The sequence below is a fragment of the Cypionkella sp. genome, from assembly GCF_034376685.1.
Classification (GTDB): domain Bacteria; phylum Pseudomonadota; class Alphaproteobacteria; order Rhodobacterales; family Rhodobacteraceae; genus Cypionkella.
In genome coordinates this window covers 101,837-122,478 of the sequence record NZ_JAXMJJ010000003.1, presented here as the reverse complement: position 1 = coordinate 122,478, position 20,642 = coordinate 101,837, and the positions used below count along the sequence as shown (strand labels likewise).

Below are 20,642 nucleotides of genomic sequence, written 5' to 3'. Positions count from 1 at the left end.
CTAACCAATGTCGACACCGATCACGGCAAGGTCATCAAGGCTTCCTGTCTTCTTTGCACACATGGCCGCTTTCTCCTTGTTGCACGGTTGATCCCTCTTCAGGATAACCCAACGGGGGAAGCAGCCGACACATCCCATTACCGCCAGGTCGGTTGCCAGCTCCCGGCTCTCCCGCATGACTTCAAAAGTGGCTATTGGTGTGTGCAGCCGTGCCTTGACGCAGCAATCCCACCGCCGTCCCCTGCTTTGCAGTCATCTCGCGCATTTGGTTGCGCGTCGGGGCTTGGCGCGCGGAACCTTCGTGTGACGAACTGCTCGAAGTCGTCGATGAAGGTATACATCACTGGAATCACCAGCAGGCTGAGCAGTGTAGATGTCGCCAAGCCACCAATCACCACGGTTGCCATGGGTTGGCGGAAGCTAGAATCCCCCTCCATCAGGCTTAAGGCCGCTGGCAGCATACCCGCCGACATCGCGACCGTGGTCATGATGATCGGGCGCGCCCGTTTGTGGCAGGCATCGACCAAGGCATCATAACGGCTCATACCAGAGCGTCGGGCAAGCAGCACATAATCCACCAAAAGGATCGAGTTTTTCGACACGATCCCCATCAGCAAGAGCAACCCGATGACCGCGGGCATGGAAAAGCTGGTGCCGGTGATGACCAGAGGAAACAGCGCGCCCCCCAGCGCCAAGGGCAGCGCGGTCAGGATGGTAATCGGTTGCAGGAAGTCATGGAACAGGAGCACCAAGACGGCGTAGACACAAAATATACCCAGCGCCATCGCCGTGCCAAAGCTGCTGAACAGCTCGGACTGGCGCTTGAGGTCGCCTTGCTCGACAAATTTCACTCCGCCGGGCAAATTTTGATAGCTGGACAGTCCCGCGACTTCTTTGTTGACGTCAGACAGGTTCCGTCCGTTCAGCTCGATCGTCACCGATACGTTGCGCGAGCGGTCCAAGCGGTTGATCTGGGCGGGCGAAGAACCCAGTGAAACCTGCGCAATCGCACCAAGGGTCACGTTGCCCTTGGAACCAGGCACCGGAATAAGTTTGATCTCATCCAGGCTTTGACGGGTCTGCTCGGCCAGTGTCACACGGATCGGGATCTGGCGCTCGGGCAGGTTCAGTTGCGACAGGGCAGAGTCGTAAGCCCCCGAAGTTGCCACCCGGATTGCATTGGAAATGCCCTGCGAGGTCACCCCGTAAGAGGCGGCGCGCGCCAGATCGGGCGTGATCACGATCTCGGGCGATTGGATCGAGGCGGAGGTCGTGACATTGCCGATACCTGCAACCTTGGCGCGGACCTCATTGGCGAGGTTAGTCGACGCGTCGACCAAGGTCTGCGAGTTATCGCCCGCCATCGTCAGCTGAAGTTGGGTGCCATTCCCCCCTGACCCGACCTCAATCCGCGCGCCGGGGATGTCTTTCACGGCATCGCGGATCTCCGCCTCGATATCTGTCTGGGTCACATCGCGATCATCAATATTGGTCAGGTCGACGACGATCGTGGCCGAGGTCACCGAACTTGTCTGCGACCCGCCCCCCATGCCACCGCTAGAGGCAGAGCCGGTGGCTTGGAAAACGCCCTGCACATCATCGACATCCTTCAGCGCGGCAGAAACCTTGCGCGATACGGCATCGGTTTCCGTGATGGTGGTTCCGGGTGCTGTGGTGATCTTTACTTGGGTTTGGCTGCTGTCGGAGGCGGGGAAAAAGCCTGTCGACAGATGACCAAGCATCAGAATGGTCAGACCGAAGAAAGCGAGCACACCGACCACCGGCATCCAGCGGTGCTTAAGGGCGCCGCGGATCACGATGATGTAATTGCGCATCAGAAAACCGTCTGGCTTTTCATGTGCAGCTTTTGCTTTCATCATGTAAGCGGCCATCATTGGCGTGACAAATCGCGCGACCAGCAGCGAAAAGAATACCGCAACCGAGGCTGTTATGCCGAATTGCTTAAAGATGATGCCAATCACCCCACTCATGAACGCGGTCGGCAAGAAGACGGCAATCAGGGTAAAGGTGGTGGCAATAACCGCCAGCCCGATCTCGTCTGCAGCCTCCATTGAGGCCTGATATGGCGGCTTGCCCATCTGCATGTGACGCTCGATGTTTTCAACCTCTACAATAGCGTCATCCACCAAGATCCCAACAACCAGCGACAATGCCAGAAGCGTGACGGTGTTCAGCGAGTAGCCCAGATAATCCATCACCAGAAAAGTCGGGATGATCGAAAGCGGCAGGGCGATGGCAGCAAGCAGGGTGCCACGCCAGTCCATCAGGAACAAAAACACCACAAAGACGGCAATCGCAGCGCCTTCATAAAGCATGCTCATCGAAGCGGCGTAGTTTTGCTCGGTCGGCAGAATGGTGTTGTAGGCTTCGGTGATTTTGACCTGAGGATGTTCGGCCGCGAAGCTGGTCATGGCCGTTCGCACATCTTCCGTCACAGCCAGATCGGAATAGCCCGTCAGCCGCTTGATCTGCGCCGCGACAACTGGTTCGCCGTTCAGATAGGCCAGCGAGGTAAGGTCAGAAAACGTATCGGTGACGCTGCCCAATTCGTCCAGCCGCACCCAGGCGCCGTTTGGCAAAGGGATCGGGACGGCGCGCAGATCCTCGACACTTTCCGAGGCCGCCAGAACCCGCACCGATTGCGAGGCATTGCCGATCTCGGTCTTGCCGCCGGACAAATCGCGCTGAACCTCATCAAGCTGCGTGTTCACATCTGCCGCAGACAGGCCGAGCCCGTTCAGCAACTGCGGATTAAGCTCGATCTTGATCTCGCGGTCGACACCACCCAGTCGCCCGACCTCGCCGACGCCATCGACAGCCATCAAAGCGCGTTTCAGATCGTTATCGATGAACCAGCTCAACTCTGCGTCGTCGAGCTTGTCCGAGCTGACCACATAGGTCACCAGCGGCCCGCCCGACAGCGTGGTTTTCGACACGGTGGGTGCGTTCATTTCCGAGGGCAGATCGGCCTTGGCCTGATCGACGGCGGATTGAACCTCGTCCAACGCTGTCTGCACATCCTTGCCGACCTGAAAGGCCACCGAAATTGACGCAGAGCCATCGGTGATCGTTGTGGTCACCGAGTCGAGTTGGGCAAGCCCGGTCAGTTGATCTTCGATCTTGCGGGCAACTTCGGTTTCAAGCTGGGCAGCAGCGGCGCCGTCAAGGCTTGCCGAAATCGAGATTGTCGGCAGAGACATGTCGGGGAAGTTCTGCACGTCAAGCCGATTGAAGGCCATCAGCCCCATGATGGTCAGCAGCAAAAAGGCAAGGATCGGCGGCACAGGGTTGCGGATGGACCAAGCGGAGAAATTCATTTTTGCACCTCAGTCGTCGCAGCACCAGAAGCGGGTGCAGCACCCTCCACTAGGGGCGCTGTTGCCACCGTGTCAGCCTCTGCCGGCACCACCCGAACCACCGAGCCATCCGACAAAAAGGCACCACCCGCTTGCACGATCTGCGCCGTTTCAGGCAGATCGCTGGTGATCTCGATGCGATCATCCTGGCGCCGCCCGGTTTCGACCCGAACACGCGACACGGTGTTGGTTTCGCCCGCGTTCACCGTAAAGACGTAGGAAAAACCGTCCTGCATCACGATCGCAGAGGATGGCACCGACAACGCCTCTCGGCTGCCCACCTCGAACTTGCCCGAGATCATGATGCCGGTTTTGGGGGTCTCCAAGCCTTTCGGCGGGGTGAGCGAGACATAGACGATGACGCGTCCATTGCTTTCCGAGGCGGTCGGGGCGATACGGCGCACCGCGCCGGACACGTCGCCAATCGGCGTTGGAATGCTGACGGGCATGCCAACTTTGATACTGCGCAACTGGTTCAACGGCACCTCAGCCTGCCACTCCACGCGCCCGTCACGCACCATGCGAAACAGCTCTTGGCCTGCGCTGACAACATTGCCGATCGCCGCACTGCGACTTGAGATGATCCCGCCCGTCACCGCCGTGATCTTGGTATGCGCCAGATCGAGTTTGGCCGAGGCGAGCTGCGCTTCGGATGACTGAACATCTGCTTTCGCTTTGCGTTCGGTGGCAAAGTATTCGGCTGCCTGTTGTTTTGAGATCGAGCTGCCACCGCTCAGTTGCTGCGCGCGCTCGGCATCAGCGGAAGCGAGTTCTAGCGAAGCCTTTGCCGATTCCACTGATGCCTCAAGCTGAATGATCTGATTGGTCAGTGAGCCGGTTGAAAGCTCGCTCAGTAAGGCGTTTTCGGCCACGGTATCGCCCACTTCGGCATTGATCGAGGTGATCATCTGCCCGCCTACTTGCGCCGATATGACAACCTCTTGCCAGGCGGCAAGCCAGCCGTTGGCTTGAACCTCGATGGGCCAGACGCTTTTTTCAGGCGTAAGCACGGCCACAGTCAGCGCCGCAGCGCTCTGCGTTGCAGTCTCGGGGCTGGCCACTTCGGTGCCACTGCCCTTGGGCCGCAGAGCATAGGCAGTGCCAATCACGACGGCGATGGCAAGGCCAGCGACAAGGAGTTTTTTGGTTCTGGTCATGTCTCAGCCTTTAATTTTCTTGGGGGCCACGATCTTTGGCGCAACCCATCCGCCGCCGACAGCCTTGTAGAGCGTGATCCATTGCACCAGAACGGCCTCGCTTTGATTGATCCGGGTTATACGCGAAGATTGCAATTGCCGGCGCGCTTCTTCGCGGTCCAGCAGCGAGGCGGCTCCTGCCTTCCAATCGCGGTCGACCGTGTCGAAATAGGCTTGGTAATTGTCGACCAGATTTTGGGCGCTGGCCAAATTGGACCTTGCAGCCGCGAGGCGGGTCAACGCGCCCTCGACCTCTGACACAGCGGTCAGCGTCGCCGCGCGATAGCTCTCTGCTGCCGTTAGGGCATTGGCATTGGCCAACCGCACCCCAGCGCGCGATGCCCCCCCGTCAAGGATCGGCAGAGATAAAGCGGGTCCGAAAGACCACGACGCCGGATCAGAGGCAGTCACACTTCCGTTCAGCGTCAAGGACGGAAACAACTTTGCTTCGGCCACTTTCAGATCCAGCAGCGATGCGGCAAAGCGCTTTTCGGCCTCCAGCAGATCTGGACGCTGGCGCAGCATGTCGGCAGGCACGGCAGCCACCTGGAAGGGTTTGGTTTTGGGCAGACCGCCGCCCTTGGAAAGAATAGCGTCGATCTGGCTCTGCGAGACGCCAACAATCCGGGCAAGGCTCTGGCCGGCGACCTTGCAATCTGCCTGTTGGTTGGTCAGGTTGATCTCAGCGTTTGCGACATTGGCCCGCGCGAGCGACAGATCGGCAGAGGCGCTCAGCCCCGCATCCACCAGACTGCGCGTCGCCATAACAGTGTCCTGTTGCGAGGCAAACGCATTTTGATATTCTGATTGAGCAAGCCTGCAAGCCCGATAACCGACGTAACCGTCTGCAACTTCTGCGGCCAAGGAAACGTAGGATCCCGCGTAGGACAACTCCTCCGCCCGCGCCCGTGCAGTATCGGCCTTGGCCGCATTTTGAAGCTTGCCAAAAATGTCAATTTCCCATTTGGAATCGACCAGAGCGGTGCTGCTGTCACTCCGCGGCGTGGTCTGTGAATCGCTGATCGTGGCAGAGGCGGAGCCGGTCAAACTGGGGTAAAGATTTGCGCCGGTCTGGCCGGATTGTGCCCGCGCTGCCATCACGCTCGCCGCTGCGCTGCGCAAATCGGGACTGTTTGTGCGCGCAAGCGTCAAAAGTTGCGTCAACTGGGCATCGCCTACGCGCGACCACCAGTTGACATCCAAAGCAGCGCCGCCTTGCGGTATAGAGGTGCCGTAATGGCTCGACACAGCCTGGGTTGCATTGGGTTGGATCAGCGGCACGCTACAGCCGGACAGCAGGCAGGCCCCAAAGAGGGCATAGATCGTCTTCATGGTCGGCTCCGAAACTTGCTCGGATCGGTATGCACGTGCAGCATGTTAAGTTGTGTTAAGATTGTGCAAAGTTTTCAAAAGCTGGCTATCAAGGCAGGCTCTTGGCGCTAAGGTCATGACAAAGGACGCAGCGACCATGACATCTGTTTTATTGATCGACGATGATTTCGAACTGACAGCCCTCTTGGGCGAGTATCTCGAACAACAGGGCTTTAGAGTGAGCGTCGCTGGTGACGGCGAGCGAGCTTTAGGGCGTATCCTGGATGCGCGCGCCGATATCGTTGTGCTCGACATCATGATGCCAAAGGTGGATGGGCTTGCCGTCCTGCGCCGCATCCGGTCGGAAAGCTCGGTGCCCGTGCTGATGTTGACAGCACGCGGCGACGAGGCGGATCGCATCATGGGTCTCAATCTGGGCGCTGATGACTACCTTGCCAAACCCTGCTCTCCAGCGGAACTTGCCGCGCGCATCCGAGCCATTTTGCGCCGCACTCTGCCGTCAGAAAGTCAGGTCAGCGAAAGCGCCTCGGTGCAGCGCGAGGGGGCGCTTAGCATTGATCGGCAACGCCGCCTCGCCACTTGGGCAGGCACACCGCTTGCCCTTACAGGCGTTGAATTTAACCTTCTCGACGTCCTCGTTTCTCAAACGGGAAAGCCCGTGTCGCGGGCTGATTTGTCGTTGCAGGGTCTGGGCCGCCCGCTGGCGGCTTACGACCGCGCGGTCGATGTGCACGTCTCTTCCATCCGGCAAAAGCTAAGCACCTTCGACGATGGCAGATCCCCCATCCAAAGCCTGCGCGGTGTCGGCTATGTTTTTGTCAGGGAATGACGGGGTATGATCTTACGCGTCTTCGCTTTCATATGGTGTGCAAACCTTCTGACTCTGTTGTTGTTTTTGGCCCTGATCAATCTTGTAGATTTGTCGCCGCCTGCAGATATCCAGATCAGGGCGGAAACCGGTGTCCTTGAACAGCAGGTTTCCGAAATCTACCGCAAAGACGGCAAAGACGGCGCGCTGGCGTTTTGGCAGCAGATCGCACCCGGCTTTCCAGACTACGCGCTGGAGCCGGATGCCGGTTGCACCGACAAAAATGTCATCGGCACGGCGGATCGAGGCTGTCTGCGACTGTCGCGAAAAGGCAGCATCGCAGAACGTCTTCTGATCATTCAACCAGCCGCACTACCGTTGACGATCGGGGCTTTGGTCAGCGCGATCATGGCGATTTTCCTGTCACGCTGGCTGACAAGCCCAATGCGAGGCATAAGCCAAGGCCTCAAGGCAATCGCAGCAGGGCATCTGGAGACCCGCATATCGGCCAAACTCAAGACCTCGAACCGCGAGTTGCAAGATCTCGGAAGGGATTTCGACTTTGCGGCAGAGCGATTGCAGACCCTTGCCGAGGGTCGCACCCGCCTGTTCCATGACATATCGCACGAGATCCGCTCGCCGCTTGCGCGCCTACGCGCCGCAGTGGGCCTTATCGAAGTCAGCCCCGCCCGAGGCGCATCCTTGGCGGGCCGGATGGAGGGTGATATCTCAAGACTTGACCATCTGGTGAATGAGATTCTGACCTTGGCTAGACTGGAGCGCGGTGAAATCCTTGGTGGATTGCAAACCTTCGATTTGCTGGATCTTGTCGAAAATATCATTGCAGACGCAAATTTCGAGGGTCGCGCCCGCAACGTAACAGTGGCGTATTCGGGGGTGAAGACCCTGAATCTGATGGGAAATCCAGAGCTGCTCCACCGCGCTTGCGAAAACATCATCCGAAATGCGTTGTCTCATTCGCCCGAAGGCGGGCTCGTGCAAGTAACCGGGCAACAGATTGGCGAAGCCGTTGTTCTCGAAGTGGCTGATGAAGGCCCCGGCGTGCCGGAGGAAAACTTGAAAAACATCTTTGCCCCGTTCGTAAGGGTCGATAAGGAAATGCGATCTGCGGGAATCGGCCTCGGCTTGGCCATCGCCTCCGGTGCTCTGATTTCACACGGGGGCACCATTGTGGCGCGCAATCGCCATCCCAACGGATTGGTGATTAAAATCTGCATCCCCCTGCAAACCTAGACTGCTCGTTCAATGGGGCAATGCGTTTTGGGGAATACGGAAAGCAACCAGTCTCTGATCAATTAGCTTCATGCGAAGCCAAAGGCACTTTGCCAGAGGTGAGATCGACGGAGGTGCTGCTCGTTTTGAATCTAGTCCACCTATAGCGTGCCGTTGCACCGCAAAGCCAGCCCGGCAAGCTTGTTTCACCTAGAGATTCAATTGTCTGGCGTGCTTGCGTTGGCCGCGACAACGCTGGGAGACCGACGAGTGTGTCGCACTTATGTCTCACAGATCGCACAGCTTGTTTTAGTGAACAGCCTGGGACGCCTTCCTCAAAGCTGTTTTCGACTGGGCTCGACCCTGTATTCCCAAAGGATATCGCGATGCCCCGCAAATCTCGCGGTTTTGTCGACGAGATCACTGTGGGAACGATTGACACACGGCCCATTTAGGCCGTTCGACCCAGCCTTGCGCCGCATGGCAGCATTTCGCTTGGCGGCCACTCGGCGTGAGGGTGCGTTGTGACCAGCCTTGTGCCATCCGCATCGCCGAACTTCCAGCAACCCGTAAACTTCGGCGGTTGCAATGAAGTGTCGAATGCAGCGGCGATGACAGCGCTGATCTATGTGGCCCGACCTTCCGCGCCGCCCCGCGTGGAGGCAAACGGGATTTCGACTACGCCGAGACGCAGCGCTGCCGACGGTCGCGCATGGATGCCCCTAGGCGTAGAGTGGCAAGGCTTGCGACTGGCGGTCAGTGCAAGGCCGCCGCCTTTCTGTTTCAGAACAGCGGGTTGTTGTTCGCACGCGTGTCGGGCATCTGCATCATCGCGTCCCAATGCTCGGCCAGCTTGCCATCTTCGATGCGATAGATATAGATGAAACGCCACTGCTTTCCCGCCATTTCATAGCGCGAATGCAGCATGACGGTATTCCCGTCAGCGATCGCATGCTTGAATTCGATTTCTTGCTTCTGCACCCCCTGCGATGCAAGCATCTGCAGAAGCTGCTTCACGCCGTCCGGGCCATCGGCAATCGTCGGATTGTGCTGAACAAAGACGCGGCTCATGTATTTGTCTACGGCCGAAACATCCAGATCGCCGAAGATGCGCTGGTAGGCGGTGGCGACAATCTGCTTGTGGTCCGCGCTCATGGCAGAATTCCTTCAAACGTGGATCGTTACTCGGGCGGCGGCGATTTTCGTCCGCCGCCTCAAGCATGCGCCCTAGTTGCCCCAGAAGGCGTCTTCCTGCGCGGGATCCGACGAGAACAGCCAGACCTCGACAATCTTGCCAGCCTCGATGCGCAGCAGGTCGATGCCGGGCTGGTTCAGCGTGGCACCGTCGCGGCGACCCGCGAACTCGATCTCGATGGCGACGAGATCGCCGTTGGCGAGGTAGCGATGCGCCTGCGTGATGGCAAAGGTGCCACCGGATACCGCCATCATCGCCCCGAACATTGTGCCGAACGCGGCGATGCCGTTCTTGACGCCGGAAAACTGGTTGTTGCCCGGCTGATGCCAGACGACCGTCGGAGAAATCAGATTGCCGAGTGTGGTCTGATCGCCGGTCTGGACGGCTTTGATGTAGCTCTTTGCGATGTCGATATTGGTCAATGGGTGCCTCGTTCTGGGTTGGGCCGAAATCGGCGCTTAAATCGGCGTCGGCTCTGTGATCTGGTAAATAAGGGCGACATACGGACTTGTAACGGTTGGTATATGCCAATGTATGATACTTATCGGACATAGCTGGATAAGCGAACATGCCAAAGAACCAGACAGACACCGCCATGTTCTCTTATCAGCCGTATGGACGCGCGCTGGATATCGAGATCTTCCGTGTCTCGGAGCTGCGCCAGCGCACGTCGGCTTCCGAGATCCGTACCCCGCATCGCTACGACTTCCACATGCTGGTCTGTGTCACGCACGGCGAGGTCACCCAATGGGTGGATTTCCTGCCGGTTCCCTGTGCGCCCGGATCCCTGCTGGTGCTGAGGCCGGGTCAGGTGCACCGTCTCGGGGATAGTCAAGAATGGGAGGGCTGGATGGTGCTGTTCCGCTCGGAGTTCCTGCCGTCGGACGCGCAAACCATTGCCGATCTTCTCCCGGTGCTTGGTCTTGATCAGTTGCCGGAACATATGGTGCTGGCCCCTGTCGATTCTGATGCGACCCAAGAGGCGATTGTCAGGATGCGGCAGGACGCCACGCGCACAGCACTGCCAAAGGACACCCATGCGCTGCTGCGCTATCAGCTTTGTGCGCTGCTCTTGCGGCTCTGCATCTTGCAGGACCAGAAGACGGTTACACAGACAGCAGGAAGTCAGGGGTTGCAGCGTTTTGTCAGGTTCCGCAGGCTCGTCGAACAGAATTACGCTGGCTGGCATCAGGTCGCCACCTATGCCGATGCCTTGGGATGCACCGAGAAAAGCCTGACGCGCTCCGCGCAGAAGGCGAGCGGGCACAACGCCAAAAGCGTCATCGCGGCCCGCATCACGCTAGAGGCAAAGCGGCTTCTGGCGCATACCGACCGGCCGATCTACCTGATCGCCGAGGCTCTGGGCTTTGTCGAGGCCACCAACTTCGCCAAGTTCTTCAAGCGCGAAACCGGCGTGACGCCCGCCGGGTTCCGCGAGGGCTACAAGGCATAGCTACGCTTGCACCAAAGCGCGCGCTCGGCAAGATGGCCGGGCGCATTCTGTTCTTTGGTGGTCCCGACTCGCCCGCCCCGTTCAGAGCGCGAGGAATGCGTCTGTGCTGATGACCTCGCCACAATAGAAGGCCAGCGCTGCCATCAGCGCGGCATGAACCTATGCGGCGGGGGTGGCCCTGTGCCCGGCTTCGGTGCTAGGCTGTGGCAATCACATAAAGGTCACGCCATGAAACTCGCCGCATTCAGTTTGCCTGCAAAACTTTGGCTGGCTGTTACGGCAGTATTGAGTGTGTTTGCGATCCCCCAGCCCGTGCTAGCGGGTTGCAGCGACGGACCGGCAGCGGCGGTGGATTGGACGGCCTGCTCAAAAGAACGCTTGATGCTGAACGGCATGGATATGACGGCGGGCACCTTCGAGAACGCCTTTCTGTCGGGGACCGGATTTAACGGGGCTTTGATGGCCGGGGCAAACCTGCAACGCAGCGAACTGGTGCGCAGTTCGTTCATCGGGGCAGATCTGACCGGGGCGAACCTCGAAAAGTCGCTGGCCAGCCGATCAGAGTTTGGCGGGGCCATCCTGCGCGGCGCGCGGCTGGTGAAGGCCGAGTTTCTGCGGGTCAGCTTTGCCAAGGCCGATCTGACCGATGCCGACCTGAGCGGCGGCGATTTCTATCGCAACGATTTCAGCGAGGCGCAGATGACTGGCGCGGATCTGCACGATGCAATCATCCCACGCGCGGTGTTCACGGGGGCCGCGATGAAGGGGGTAAATCTGGCGGGTGCCTTTTTGCTGCGAACGCATTTTGAGAATGTGGATCTGTCAGAGGTCACAGGTCTTGAACAGTCTCAGCTGGATCTGGCCTGTGGTGATGCGGCAACCATTCTGCCCGTCGGGCTCACCGCGCCCACGCACTGGCCCTGCTCCGGGGAATAGGCATTAAGCAGCAGACCCGGCCGCGCGGTTTTGCCGTCAGTCACTGGGTCACTGAGGAATAACAACTTAGACGTCAGCCATTCTGGTCGTGAATACCCATCATTCCCGCGAATGCGTGCGATAACGCTTGGTTCGGTTTTGAACCGGTTAGCCCGCTTCTCCGAATGGCAGCCCTGTCAAAATTGCTGCATAGACAACGCCGCGCAAGCAAATGACATTCCCGTCCTTCAGGTCAATCAGGCCGCACTGCAGCTGCAGCATGTTCCCATCGTGCGGTAGCGAACGGCAGCTAAGTCCCGCACAGCTGCCAGCCACATCAGACAAAACCCATAGATACAATTCTCGGGTCAAATACGGTCGCTTGCGCCAAGGACAGAACCGCCTGAGTTCTGTCCGCCGCCACAGGTCGACGTGAAGAGCCGTTAGCTGGCCGCCTGCAAAACGGTGTAGTTTCCAAGATCCGCGACCACCCCGAGTTCTTTCATGAATGCGGCGGGATTAAATCCTTCCTCCGCCTGTCGGGACACAGCGCGCTTCTTTGCCGCTTCATAGCATTCACGGTCTTTCCATTTCACCAACGTGACGATGTTGTATTGTCCCCGACCGTCCACCTGTTCGGGGATGAAGTTTTGCTCACAGCCCGCGGCGGCATCCATAGCATCATGTGTCACGGTCAGCCGTCCGAGAAAGCGATCCTTTGTGATCGCAGGAACGACGAACTTGTCGATCCTGAACACTGGTTTGTTCTGCATCCATAGCCCCTGTTGAATAACGCCAGACAACCGTGCCCCGCTGGTCGATGTCACCGAGGCGGGCCGCCATTCATATTCCAAGGCAGACAATGCTCGGCGGGTATGGTTGGAAGGTCTCGCCTTGACGATCGAAACGCGCGACGTCGATCAGGCGGTTTTGCTTCTGAGACGGGTAAGGGCACAATTGTCGGGCATCTGAGCCTGACAGACCCTGCCCTCTCTGCTGATGTACTGCTCAGCCTACCACTCGACCGGTATGCCTTGGAGGTGGCACCAGCAGCCCCAAGCGCTAACGCCCGGTTAACCATAACCCCAACTCGGCGGATTAACCCAATAAAAACAATGGTCCCGAGTTGGGACCATGCCTAATCAGACCTCGCTGACCAAAACCTTGTCAATCCGCAGCCCATCCAAGTCGATCACCTCAAACTTGTAGCCCTCGGCCACGAACACATCCCCCAGCACCGGCATCCGCCGCAACTGATGCAGCACCAGACCCGCCACGGTATCGTATTCCCCCGCGAGCCCGCGCGACAATCCCAGCCGATCACAGAACTCATCCGCTGGCATCCACCCCGACACCAGCAAACTCCCATCCGCCCGCACCAGCAAGGCAGGCTCGTCCGCGTCAGCCGAGCTCTCCGCCCCGGTGATCGCTTCCAAGACATCATCGGTGGTGATGATGCCCTCAAAGTGACCATACTCATCATAGACCAGCGCAATATGATGCAACGATTTATGCAGCACCACCAAAGCATCCAGCGCATCCGCCTGATCGGACACCACCGGAACATCCACCACCAGCGCCTTCAAATCCAACGCTTCCCGCCGCGACACGATGTTGAACACGTCGGCGAGGGTGACAATCCCCACCACCTCACCCGTGGCGCGGCTTTGCACCAGCATCCGTGGCCGCGCGATCTTGCGGATCATCGCCACCGCCTCCGCCGAGGTGGCCTCCAGCTCCAGCATCTGCACCTCATGCCGCGGCGTCATCAACGCCCGAGCAGTCCGGTCGCCCAGACGCATCACGCCCGCCATCATCTCGCGCTCGCCGTCCTCCAGAACGCCGCCCTCATGCGCCTCCGACAAAAGACTATGGACTTCTTCTTCCGTCACCTTGTTGCCGCCAACGCCGCGCTGGCCCAGCAGCCACAGCACCGATTTGCCGGACTTATCCAGCAACCACACCACCGGAGTCGTCACCTTGCTGAGGATAGCCATCGCCGGAGCCACCCGGATGGCCACCCCTTCAGCATTCCGCAAGGCAAGTTGCTTAGGCACCAACTCGCCAATGATCAACGAAACATAAGTGATCGAGACCACAACCCCGCCCACACCGAAGGTCGAGGCCCAATCGGAATCCACGCCCAAGCCAATCAGCCAGTTGGTCAGCCGCAGGCCCAAGGTCGCACCAGACAACGCCCCGGACAAAACCCCAACCATGGTGATGCCGATCTGCACAGTCGACAAGAACCGGCCCGGATTCTCGGCCAGCTTCAGGGCCGCAGCTGCACCCTTACTTTTGCCTTCCAGCGATTTCAGCCGCGCAGGCCGCGCCGAGACGATCGCCATTTCAGACATCGCCAACACGCCGTTCAAAACGATCAGCGCAGCCAGAACAAGAATTTCTATAATCATGATGTCGCTAAGATCAGGCCCACACGCAGAAATGGCAAGGGGTCACAACGCCACCCCATGACGCGCCGCCAGATTGCAGAAAAATTGCCACGCCACCCGGCCCGACCGACTGCCCCGCGTGGCCTGCCATTCAATCGCCTCGGCCCGCAGCACATCAGCCGCAACCGCCACCCCATAAGCCGCCACATAGCCGCGGATCATCTCCAGATATTCATCCTGCGAACAGGGATGAAAGCCCAGCCACAGCCCGAACCGATCCGACAGCGACACCTTCTCCTCCACCGCCTCCCCCGGCGTGATCGCAGTGGAGCGTTCATTCTCAATCATATCGCGCGGCATCAGATGCCTGCGGTTCGAGGTGGCATAGAGCAGCACATTCTCAGGCCGCCCCTCAATCCCACCATCCAACACCGCTTTCAGCGATTTGTAGTGCTGATCGTCATGGCTGAACGAAAGATCATCGCAGAACAGGATGAACTGAAAGGGAGCCGCCCGCAAATGCGACAGCAAGCGCTGCACCGAGGGCAGATCTTCGCGCGATAGTTCCACAATCTTCAGATCATGGCCTTCCGCGCGCACCGCCGCATGGATCGCCTTCACCAAGGATGATTTCCCCATCCCCCGCGCGCCCCACAAGAGCGCGTTGTTTGCAGGCAGTCCCCGCGCGAAATACCGGGTGTTCTCCCATAAGGTATCGCGCGCGCGGTCCACCCCGATCAGCAGACCGATATCGACCCGGCTCACCTTGGCGACAGGTTCCAGCCGATCCGGCCCGGTGTGCCAGGCAAAGGCCTCGGCGCTGAAATCAGGGCTTGGCATCGCCGCCGGAGCCAATCGCTCCAGCGCCTCGGCAATTCGCAGCAAGGGGTCACTCATTCTTCCGGGTCCACCCAAGTACCATCCGCGCGCTCTTGCGCCTCACGCTTTTTCTCGAACCCGGCGATCAGCCAGATCGAAAGCTCGTACAGCGGATAAACCGCGAAAAACATGATCAACTGGCTCATCACATCCGGCGGGGTTGCCACGGCAGCAACGGACAAGATCGCCACCACCGCGTATTTCCGCGTCGCACGCAGCCCGTTGGATGAGATCATCCCCGCCTTGCCCATCAGCGTCAGCAACACTGGAAGCTGAAAACACAGCCCAAACGCCATGATGAACTGCATGGTCAGTGACAGGAAGCTTTCGACCGAACCCTGATACAGCACCCCCGCCGCCGCACTGGTGATCGACGGCGCGACAGGTTCCGCACCGGGGTTCATCGCCGCCGAGAAATCACCCTGATAGCTGAGGAAGAAGTGAAACGCCCCCGGCAAGATCATGTAATAGGCAAACGCTGCCCCAGCGATAAACATGCCAGGCGAGGCCACCAGGAACGGCAAAAATGCGCTCTTTTCATTGCGATAAAGCCCTGGCGCTACAAAGCGCCACAGCTGGAACGCGATCACCGGGAAAGACATCGCAAAGCCTGCCCAGACCGCGATTTTTACCGCAACGAAGAAGCCTTCCTGCAACTTGATCAGCACGAACTGACACTTCTGGCCGTAATCCGCCATCGCATCACACATCGGGATCGAGAGCACATGAAAGATCGGGATCCACAGCAGGTAGCCCACCAAACATCCCACGCCCAGCACCGCAATCGAGATCAGGATGCGGTTGCGCAGCTCTTTCAGATGCTCGATCAGCGGAGCTGCGCTGCTGTCCACATCATCGGTATGGCTCATACTTCATCCGCCTTCTTGGTCTTGCGAGGGGCTGTGGTTCGGGGGGCTGTTGTTCGAGGCGCGCGGGGTTTCGGCGCAGGTTTGGCTGCGACCACGGGCACAACCGCAGGTTCTGCCGCAGCGACAGGCTTGCGCACCCTGGGCTTCACGGCTGGCTTCACCTCGGCCTTGGAGGCAGCTTTCGCCGTTGTTGCCCCCGTATCCACGGCTTTCAGCTTTTCAGCCGTCTCGGCCAAAATCGCCTTCTTCGCCGCTTGTTTGTCCATCAACGCCTGAGTTTCAGGCCCCAGGATTTTCGGTTCTACCACAGCCGCAGGCGCAACTTCCGCTGCCGCAGGTGCGGCTGGCATCGGTGGCGGCACCAACGGCTTGTTGGCCACGGTGGGTTTGGCGGCATTCTTGATCGGATCCCATTTTTCGAACCGATCCGCCGCTTCTTTCACCTTGCTCAGCCCGAGATTGGCGGGCGAGGCCGCTGCCTTCAGGTCATCCGCCACATCCTTGACGCCAGAGTCCTTGGCCGCCTGCTCCATCGCACGGGAAAACTCGCGTGACATCTGGCGCAGTTTGGCGGTGAACCGCCCGACCTGTCGGAACATGTCCGGCAGATCCTCTGGCCCAATCACAATCAGCGCCACAATGCCGATCAGCATAATCTCGGTCCAGCCGATATCCCCAAACATCTTCGCTTAGCCCCTTCGCGGCGTGTGGCCAAATGGCCCGTAGTCAGGTCTCAGCCCAAAGTGGCAAGCCTCAGACCTTGTCTTTGTCGGTCGGAACCACGGTTTCGGCAGGGGTCACGTCGCGCGCAGCCTTGGCCGCCGCTTCTTTTTCCAACTCGGTCGAGCCATCCGCGACGCCTTTTTTGAACGCGGTGATGCCGCGACCAAATTCGCCCATCAGGTTTGAAACTTTACCCCGGCCAAACAGCACGAGTACGACAATCGCCACCACCAGCAGGTGCAACGGGCTTAGATGCATGATCAATCCTCCAATAAGCAGCGGGTGCTGCGGGTCTGGCATAGACTTAGGCAGGGAACCCGACGAAATGAAACCGAAAATCCCCCGAAACCACCCGCTTTACCCGCATGTAGCTGACAGCTATATGTCAGTTGCCTATGCTCTGAAAACTCCAATCGGGAAAACCGATGCGCCGCACCGACCGCCTGTTTGACCTGATCCAGATCCTGCGCGATGGCCGTTTGCACCGCGCCTCGGATATATCCACGCGTTTGGGTGTTTCGGTCCGCACGATCTGGCGCGACATGGATACGCTGATGGCCTCTGGCCTTCCAGTCGAGGGAGAGCGCGGCGTCGGCTATATTCTGCGCGCGCCAATCACGCTGCCGCCAATGATCCTGAATGCGGTGGAACTGGAAGCGCTGCGGCTTGGCTTGCGGCTGGCTGCCGAGGGCCCTGACGCTGCGCTGGCAAAAGCCGCCCGCGCTTTGGCAAAACGTGTTGCCGCGGTAACACCCGCCCCGACGCATGACCCCGGCGATCTGTTCGCCTTCCCCGGCCAAACCGACAACCGCGCGCCGAAACACCTGCCCGCCCTGCGCCGCGCCATCAAAGCGCATGAGCGCGTTACTATCACCTATATCGACCCGCGCGGCACCGAGAGCCACCGCGATATCCGTCCGCTAGCACTGGAAAAGCACGCGAAAATCTCGACTCTCGCGGCCTTCTGCGAAGCGCGCGGCGACTTTCGCAGCTTTCGTGTTGACCGTATCGTGGCGGTGACCTTGACGGGCGAGCGCTACCCGGATGAGCCCGGTCGCACCCTGCCCGATTACCGCGCACGGCTGGAAGCCGAGACGGTTCGCGATCAGGGTTAAGCCCGCGCTCCCAAGCCCTTAGCTGGCAGGAAACACATAGCAGCGATCCCGCCGGATCATCAACCAAAGCGGCGTCTCGGCTTTCGGCAAAAACACCCCCGGCACCGAGGCCGTCAGGATCGAGCCATCAAACTCCATCCGAAACTCCACAAGGCTGGCATGGCCCAAATATCGCGCCCGCCGCACCACCCCCCGTGCTGGCGTGCCCTCCGGCACCGTGGGATTGGGCCCGCGCCCCGCCCGATCAAAGTCGATTTTCAGATGCTGCGGGCGGATGACAATATCCACCTCGCCGCCATCCGCATGGCCCGGCGTCAGAAACGCCCCAAACGGCGTCTCGGTCAGCGCCCCGCGCGAGGTGCCCCGGATCACGTTGATATCGCTGAAGAACGCCGCAGCCGCGCGATCCACGGGCGCGTTGTAGACGTTGTAAGGCGCGCCCCGCTGCACGATCTTGCCGTCCCGCATAAGCGCAATCTCATCCGCCATCCGCATCGCTTCTTCCGGCTCATGCGTGACCAGCAGCACCGCCGCGCCCTCGGCCTTCAAGACCTCCAGCGTTGTATCGCGGATGCCATCGCGCAAACGGTTGTCGAGGCCCGAAAACGGCTCGTCCATCAGCATCACCCGCGGGCGCGGCGCAAGCGCCCGTGACAGCGCCACCCGCTGTTGTTCGCCGCCCGAAAGCTCATGCGGGTGCTTTGTGCCAAAGCCGGAAAGGTTCACCTTTTCAAGCAGTTCATCGACGCGGCGCATCTTGGCAGCCTTGTCGCCCGACAGCCCGAACGCCACATTCCCCGCCACTGTCAAATGCGGAAACAGCGCGAAATCCTGAAACATCAGCCCAACACCGCGCGCCTCGGGCGGCAGGTTTACCCCGGCCCCGAACACCTGCTGCCCGTCGATCAAGATCCGGCCGTGATCCGGGGTTTCCACCCCTGCAATCATCCGCAACGTCGTGGATTTTCCGCAGCCTGACGGCCCAAGCAGGCACATCACCTGACCCGCTGCCACTTGCAGCGACACATCCGAAACCACGGCCCGCCCACCAAACGAGCGGGCAAGTCCCAGTATTTCCAGACGTTCTGGCACTTCCAAGCGTTCAGATGCGGCGGCCATGATCATCCCGGCATTTTATCCAGACTTCCCTACCAGCCGCCTCCGAGCGTCGCAAGTTCACATCGTCGCGTTCATAGCGCCGCCGTCCAACAGGATATTCTGCCCCACCATATACCCCGCATACTGGCTGCACATGAACGCACAGGTGGCGCCAAACTCTTCCGCCGTGCCGTAGCGCCGCGCCGGAATGCCCGCCGCGCGTTCCGCCTGCGCCTGCGCCATCGTGATCCCGCGGGCTTTCACCACGCCTGCGTCCAAGGATACGGCGCGATCCGTTGCGTGAATGCCGGGCAGCAAGTTGTTGATAATCACGCCATATTCCGCAACCTGGCGCGAGGTGCCACCAACATATCCCGTCAACCCCGCCCGCGCCGCATTCGACAGACCCAATTGCGGAATTGGTGACTTTACCGATTGCGAGGTAATGTTCACCACCCGGCCCCAGCCTTTGGCAATCATCCCCGGCAGCAGCGCTTTCATCAGGGCAATCGGCGTCAGCATATTGGCATCCAGCGCTTTGATGAAATCCGCACGCTCCCAATCCGACCAGATCCCCGGAGGTGGGCCGCCTGCGTTGGTCACCAGAATATCCACCGACCCCGCCGCCGCCAGCACCGCCGCACGGCCCTCGTCCGAGGTAATGTCAGCGACCACCGCAACGACCTTGACGCCAAAGCCGCGCAACTCTGTCGCCGTCGCCTCCAAAGCCTCGGCCCCGCGCGCGTTGATCACCAGATCAACCCCGGCTTCGGCCAAAGCCATCGCACAGCCACGCCCCAAACCCTTTGACGCCGCACAGACCAGCGCCCGTTTGCCTTTGATCCCCAAATCCATCGCCACATCTCCTTCGTTTGCGCCAGCCTAGCAGCCGATCCATCGCGACGTAACCCGCAGTAAAACCACAAAAACGGCCACTGGGCCAAAATTTTACCCCAATTTTGATTTCTACAGGCTTGAGCCGCCCGCGTGCACGGTTCATATCCAGTCTTAACCATTACCCGGTAGCCTTCGCATCATGTCAGTCAAAAACGCCCCTCCTCCCCCCGGTCACGCCTGTCAGGTTCTGTCAGGGGATGCGATTTATGTGATCAACGGGGTGAACAACGGCGATGGGCTGACCGGCCCGGAAGAGGTCTGTCCCGGCGACATCTACGCGTTGGACGAAAGCCAACAGCCGCTGCGGCTGGTGGTGACCCGCGCCGAAGGCTTGCAACGCGTCGGCATGGGCTCGGAAATTGGCCAGCCTGGCGACGCGCTGCGCTTTGAAGCGCGCTACACCATGATGAGCAGCGACGGCGATCAGGTTGATCTGGTGCTGATCTCTTTGCCGGATGGCACGCGCATCGTGCTGCCGTTGTCGCCGATGGCGGCGCAAAACGACTACACGCTGTTAAAGATCGGTGATGCCCCGCAAGACACCGGCCTTGCCGATCTGCTTTGTGTCTCGTTCGCGCGCGGCACCATGATCACCCTTGCCTCGGGCCAGCAGCGCGCGATTGAGTCGCTGAAGATCGGTGACAAGGTGCTCAGCCGCGATCACGGCGGTCAGGCGATACGCTGGATCGGCTCCACCACCCTGCGCGCCGTCGGGGCCTTTGCGCCTGTGGTGATCACGGCGGGCACTTTGGGTAATTCTGGCGATCTTCTGGTCAGCCAGCACCACCGCATGTTTCTCTATCAGCGCAAGCGCAGCCCTGGTTTGGCAACGTCAGAGCTTTTGGTGCAAGCCAAGCATCTTGTTGATCACAAATCGGTTTTCATTCAGGAAGGCGGCTTTGTCGATTTCTTCAGCATCGTGTTTGACCACCATGAAATCATCTATGCCGAGGGCGTTCCCGCCGAAAGCCTGATGGTCAACGACGCCACCGTCAACCGCCTGCCGACCGAGTTGTCAGAGGATGTAAAGGCGCGCTTTCCCGGCCTTAGCCAGAACCAGCATTTTGGCACCGAAGCCGGTCGGCAATTTCTCGATTCCATCGGGCCCGAGGCTTTGTTCAAATCGCCCCGCACAGCCCCTGCGCGGCAACGGTAGACG

At 59.7% G+C, this 20,642-nt stretch carries 20 protein-coding genes; 6 read left to right on the top strand and 14 right to left on the bottom strand.

Annotated features, from left to right (window positions below; genetic code table 11):
• Positions 1-191 precede the first annotated feature (191 nt).
• Genes U1A24_RS01710 through U1A24_RS01700 form a run of 3 tightly spaced genes read right to left on the bottom strand, consistent with a single transcriptional unit; the run spans position 192 to position 5,905 of the window.
• A complete protein-coding gene (locus tag U1A24_RS01710) occupies positions 192-3,338 on the bottom strand; it encodes an efflux RND transporter permease subunit (RefSeq protein ID WP_322320265.1) in 3,147 nt (1,048 codons plus the stop codon).
• Entirely contained in the window at positions 3,335-4,534 is a 1,200-nt protein-coding gene (locus tag U1A24_RS01705) for an efflux RND transporter periplasmic adaptor subunit (protein ID WP_322320264.1), read from the bottom strand. Before U1A24_RS01705 ends, U1A24_RS01710 begins: the two co-directional genes overlap by 4 nt.
• Before the next feature lie 3 nt (positions 4,535-4,537).
• Positions 4,538-5,905 carry an efflux transporter outer membrane subunit gene (locus tag U1A24_RS01700; RefSeq protein ID WP_322320263.1) on the bottom strand — a complete coding sequence of 456 codons (1,368 nt, stop codon included), beginning with the start codon at positions 5,903-5,905 and terminating at the stop codon, positions 4,538-4,540.
• A gap of 136 nt (positions 5,906-6,041) precedes the next feature.
• Between U1A24_RS01700 and U1A24_RS01695 the strand changes: the two genes are divergently transcribed.
• Positions 6,042-6,734 carry a response regulator transcription factor gene (locus U1A24_RS01695; RefSeq protein WP_322320262.1) on the top strand — a complete coding sequence of 231 codons (693 nt, stop codon included), beginning with the start codon at positions 6,042-6,044 and terminating at the stop codon, positions 6,732-6,734.
• 12 nt (positions 6,735-6,746) lie between these two features.
• Here the strand turns inward: U1A24_RS01695 and U1A24_RS01690 are convergent, their stop codons facing one another.
• Positions 6,747-7,076, bottom strand: a complete 330-nt coding sequence (locus U1A24_RS01690; RefSeq protein ID WP_322320272.1) for a hypothetical protein — start codon at positions 7,074-7,076, stop codon at positions 6,747-6,749.
• Between the two features lie 45 nt (positions 7,077-7,121).
• Here U1A24_RS01690 and U1A24_RS01685 point away from each other — a divergent pair, with 45 nt between their 5' ends.
• On the top strand, positions 7,122-7,967 hold the full coding sequence (locus U1A24_RS01685) for a HAMP domain-containing sensor histidine kinase (protein WP_322320271.1): 846 nt from the start codon (positions 7,122-7,124) through the stop codon (positions 7,965-7,967).
• Between the two features lie 762 nt (positions 7,968-8,729).
• On the opposite strand, the gene U1A24_RS01680 is transcribed toward U1A24_RS01685, so the two are convergent.
• Together U1A24_RS01680 and U1A24_RS01675 are read right to left on the bottom strand one after the other, a co-directional pair.
• Positions 8,730-9,101, bottom strand: a complete 372-nt coding sequence (locus U1A24_RS01680; RefSeq protein WP_322320261.1) for a nuclear transport factor 2 family protein — start codon at positions 9,099-9,101, stop codon at positions 8,730-8,732.
• Positions 9,102-9,173: 72 nt separating this feature from the next.
• Positions 9,174-9,563 (bottom strand): nuclear transport factor 2 family protein, encoded by a 390-nt coding sequence (locus tag U1A24_RS01675; RefSeq protein ID WP_322320260.1) that lies wholly within the window; start codon positions 9,561-9,563, stop codon positions 9,174-9,176.
• Positions 9,564-9,736: 173 nt separating this feature from the next.
• On the opposite strand from U1A24_RS01675, the gene U1A24_RS01670 reads away from it, so the two are divergent.
• Entirely contained in the window at positions 9,737-10,594 is an 858-nt protein-coding gene (locus U1A24_RS01670; RefSeq protein WP_322320259.1) for a helix-turn-helix transcriptional regulator, read from the top strand.
• A gap of 228 nt (positions 10,595-10,822) precedes the next feature.
• Positions 10,823-11,530 carry a pentapeptide repeat-containing protein gene (locus U1A24_RS01665; RefSeq protein ID WP_322320258.1) on the top strand — a complete coding sequence of 236 codons (708 nt, stop codon included), beginning with the start codon at positions 10,823-10,825 and terminating at the stop codon, positions 11,528-11,530.
• 422 nt (positions 11,531-11,952) lie between these two features.
• Here the strand turns inward: U1A24_RS01665 and U1A24_RS01660 are convergent, their stop codons facing one another.
• The 6 genes from U1A24_RS01660 to tatA form a co-directional block, all read right to left on the bottom strand.
• The gene (locus U1A24_RS01660; RefSeq protein WP_322320257.1) at positions 11,953-12,282 is read right to left on the bottom strand and encodes a hypothetical protein; all 330 of its coding nucleotides are present in this window, start codon (positions 12,280-12,282) and stop codon (positions 11,953-11,955) included.
• A gap of 369 nt (positions 12,283-12,651) precedes the next feature.
• The gene (locus tag U1A24_RS01655) at positions 12,652-13,923 is read right to left on the bottom strand and encodes a hemolysin family protein (RefSeq protein ID WP_322320256.1); all 1,272 of its coding nucleotides are present in this window, start codon (positions 13,921-13,923) and stop codon (positions 12,652-12,654) included.
• Positions 13,924-13,965: 42 nt separating this feature from the next.
• Entirely contained in the window at positions 13,966-14,799 is an 834-nt protein-coding gene (locus U1A24_RS01650) for an ATP-binding protein (protein WP_322320255.1), read from the bottom strand.
• Complete coding sequence (tatC, locus tag U1A24_RS01645; RefSeq protein WP_322320254.1) at positions 14,796-15,650, bottom strand: twin-arginine translocase subunit TatC; 855 nt, start codon at positions 15,648-15,650, stop codon at positions 14,796-14,798. Before tatC ends, U1A24_RS01650 begins: the two co-directional genes overlap by 4 nt.
• Positions 15,647-16,333, bottom strand: coding sequence for a Sec-independent protein translocase protein TatB (gene tatB / locus U1A24_RS01640; protein WP_322320253.1), 687 nt, complete (start codon positions 16,331-16,333; stop codon positions 15,647-15,649). The genes tatC and tatB overlap by 4 nt, the downstream gene beginning before the upstream one ends.
• Positions 16,334-16,403: 70 nt before the next feature.
• A complete protein-coding gene (gene tatA / locus U1A24_RS01635) occupies positions 16,404-16,631 on the bottom strand; it encodes a twin-arginine translocase TatA/TatE family subunit (RefSeq protein WP_304923669.1) in 228 nt (75 codons plus the stop codon).
• Positions 16,632-16,798: 167 nt separating this feature from the next.
• Here tatA and U1A24_RS01630 point away from each other — a divergent pair, with 167 nt between their 5' ends.
• Positions 16,799-17,488 carry a YafY family protein gene (locus U1A24_RS01630; RefSeq protein WP_322320252.1) on the top strand — a complete coding sequence of 230 codons (690 nt, stop codon included), beginning with the start codon at positions 16,799-16,801 and terminating at the stop codon, positions 17,486-17,488.
• An 18-nt stretch (positions 17,489-17,506) separates the two neighbouring features.
• On the opposite strand, the gene U1A24_RS01625 is transcribed toward U1A24_RS01630, so the two are convergent.
• Both U1A24_RS01625 and U1A24_RS01620 read right to left on the bottom strand, forming a co-directional pair.
• Positions 17,507-18,607, bottom strand: a complete 1,101-nt coding sequence (locus U1A24_RS01625; RefSeq protein WP_322320251.1) for an ABC transporter ATP-binding protein — start codon at positions 18,605-18,607, stop codon at positions 17,507-17,509.
• Positions 18,608-18,664: 57 nt separating this feature from the next.
• Positions 18,665-19,441, bottom strand: coding sequence for an SDR family oxidoreductase (locus tag U1A24_RS01620; RefSeq protein ID WP_322320250.1), 777 nt, complete (start codon positions 19,439-19,441; stop codon positions 18,665-18,667).
• A gap of 181 nt (positions 19,442-19,622) precedes the next feature.
• Between U1A24_RS01620 and U1A24_RS01615 the strand changes: the two genes are divergently transcribed.
• Entirely contained in the window at positions 19,623-20,639 is a 1,017-nt protein-coding gene (locus U1A24_RS01615; RefSeq protein WP_322320249.1) for a Hint domain-containing protein, read from the top strand.
• Positions 20,640-20,642 lie beyond the last annotated feature (3 nt).

What these genes read in the sequence shown, in the direction of transcription:
- U1A24_RS01620 (WP_322320250.1), bottom strand. Translation starts at nt 19,441, where the DNA reads ATGGATTTGGGGATCAAAGGCAAACGGGCGCTGGTCTGTGCGGCGTCA.
- U1A24_RS01650 (WP_322320255.1), bottom strand. Translation starts at nt 14,799, where the DNA reads ATGAGTGACCCCTTGCTGCGAATTGCCGAGGCGCTGGAGCGATTGGCT.
- U1A24_RS01700 (WP_322320263.1), bottom strand. Translation starts at nt 5,905, where the DNA reads ATGAAGACGATCTATGCCCTCTTTGGGGCCTGCCTGCTGTCCGGCTGT.
- U1A24_RS01705 (WP_322320264.1), bottom strand. Translation starts at nt 4,534, where the DNA reads ATGACCAGAACCAAAAAACTCCTTGTCGCTGGCCTTGCCATCGCCGTC.
- U1A24_RS01695 (WP_322320262.1), top strand. Translation starts at nt 6,042, where the DNA reads ATGACATCTGTTTTATTGATCGACGATGATTTCGAACTGACAGCCCTC.
- U1A24_RS01615 (WP_322320249.1), top strand. Translation starts at nt 19,623, where the DNA reads ATGTCAGTCAAAAACGCCCCTCCTCCCCCCGGTCACGCCTGTCAGGTT.
- U1A24_RS01710 (WP_322320265.1), bottom strand. Translation starts at nt 3,338, where the DNA reads ATGAATTTCTCCGCTTGGTCCATCCGCAACCCTGTGCCGCCGATCCTT.
- U1A24_RS01625 (WP_322320251.1), bottom strand. Translation starts at nt 18,607, where the DNA reads ATGGCCGCCGCATCTGAACGCTTGGAAGTGCCAGAACGTCTGGAAATA.
- U1A24_RS01680 (WP_322320261.1), bottom strand. Translation starts at nt 9,101, where the DNA reads ATGAGCGCGGACCACAAGCAGATTGTCGCCACCGCCTACCAGCGCATC.
- U1A24_RS01660 (WP_322320257.1), bottom strand. Translation starts at nt 12,282, where the DNA reads ATGCAGAACAAACCAGTGTTCAGGATCGACAAGTTCGTCGTTCCTGCG.
- U1A24_RS01670 (WP_322320259.1), top strand. Translation starts at nt 9,737, where the DNA reads ATGTTCTCTTATCAGCCGTATGGACGCGCGCTGGATATCGAGATCTTC.
- tatA (WP_304923669.1), bottom strand. Translation starts at nt 16,631, where the DNA reads ATGCATCTAAGCCCGTTGCACCTGCTGGTGGTGGCGATTGTCGTACTC.
- U1A24_RS01655 (WP_322320256.1), bottom strand. Translation starts at nt 13,923, where the DNA reads ATGATTATAGAAATTCTTGTTCTGGCTGCGCTGATCGTTTTGAACGGC.
- tatB (WP_322320253.1), bottom strand. Translation starts at nt 16,333, where the DNA reads ATGTTTGGGGATATCGGCTGGACCGAGATTATGCTGATCGGCATTGTG.
- tatC (WP_322320254.1), bottom strand. Translation starts at nt 15,650, where the DNA reads ATGAGCCATACCGATGATGTGGACAGCAGCGCAGCTCCGCTGATCGAG.
- U1A24_RS01630 (WP_322320252.1), top strand. Translation starts at nt 16,799, where the DNA reads ATGCGCCGCACCGACCGCCTGTTTGACCTGATCCAGATCCTGCGCGAT.
- U1A24_RS01665 (WP_322320258.1), top strand. Translation starts at nt 10,823, where the DNA reads ATGAAACTCGCCGCATTCAGTTTGCCTGCAAAACTTTGGCTGGCTGTT.
- U1A24_RS01685 (WP_322320271.1), top strand. Translation starts at nt 7,122, where the DNA reads ATGGCGATTTTCCTGTCACGCTGGCTGACAAGCCCAATGCGAGGCATA.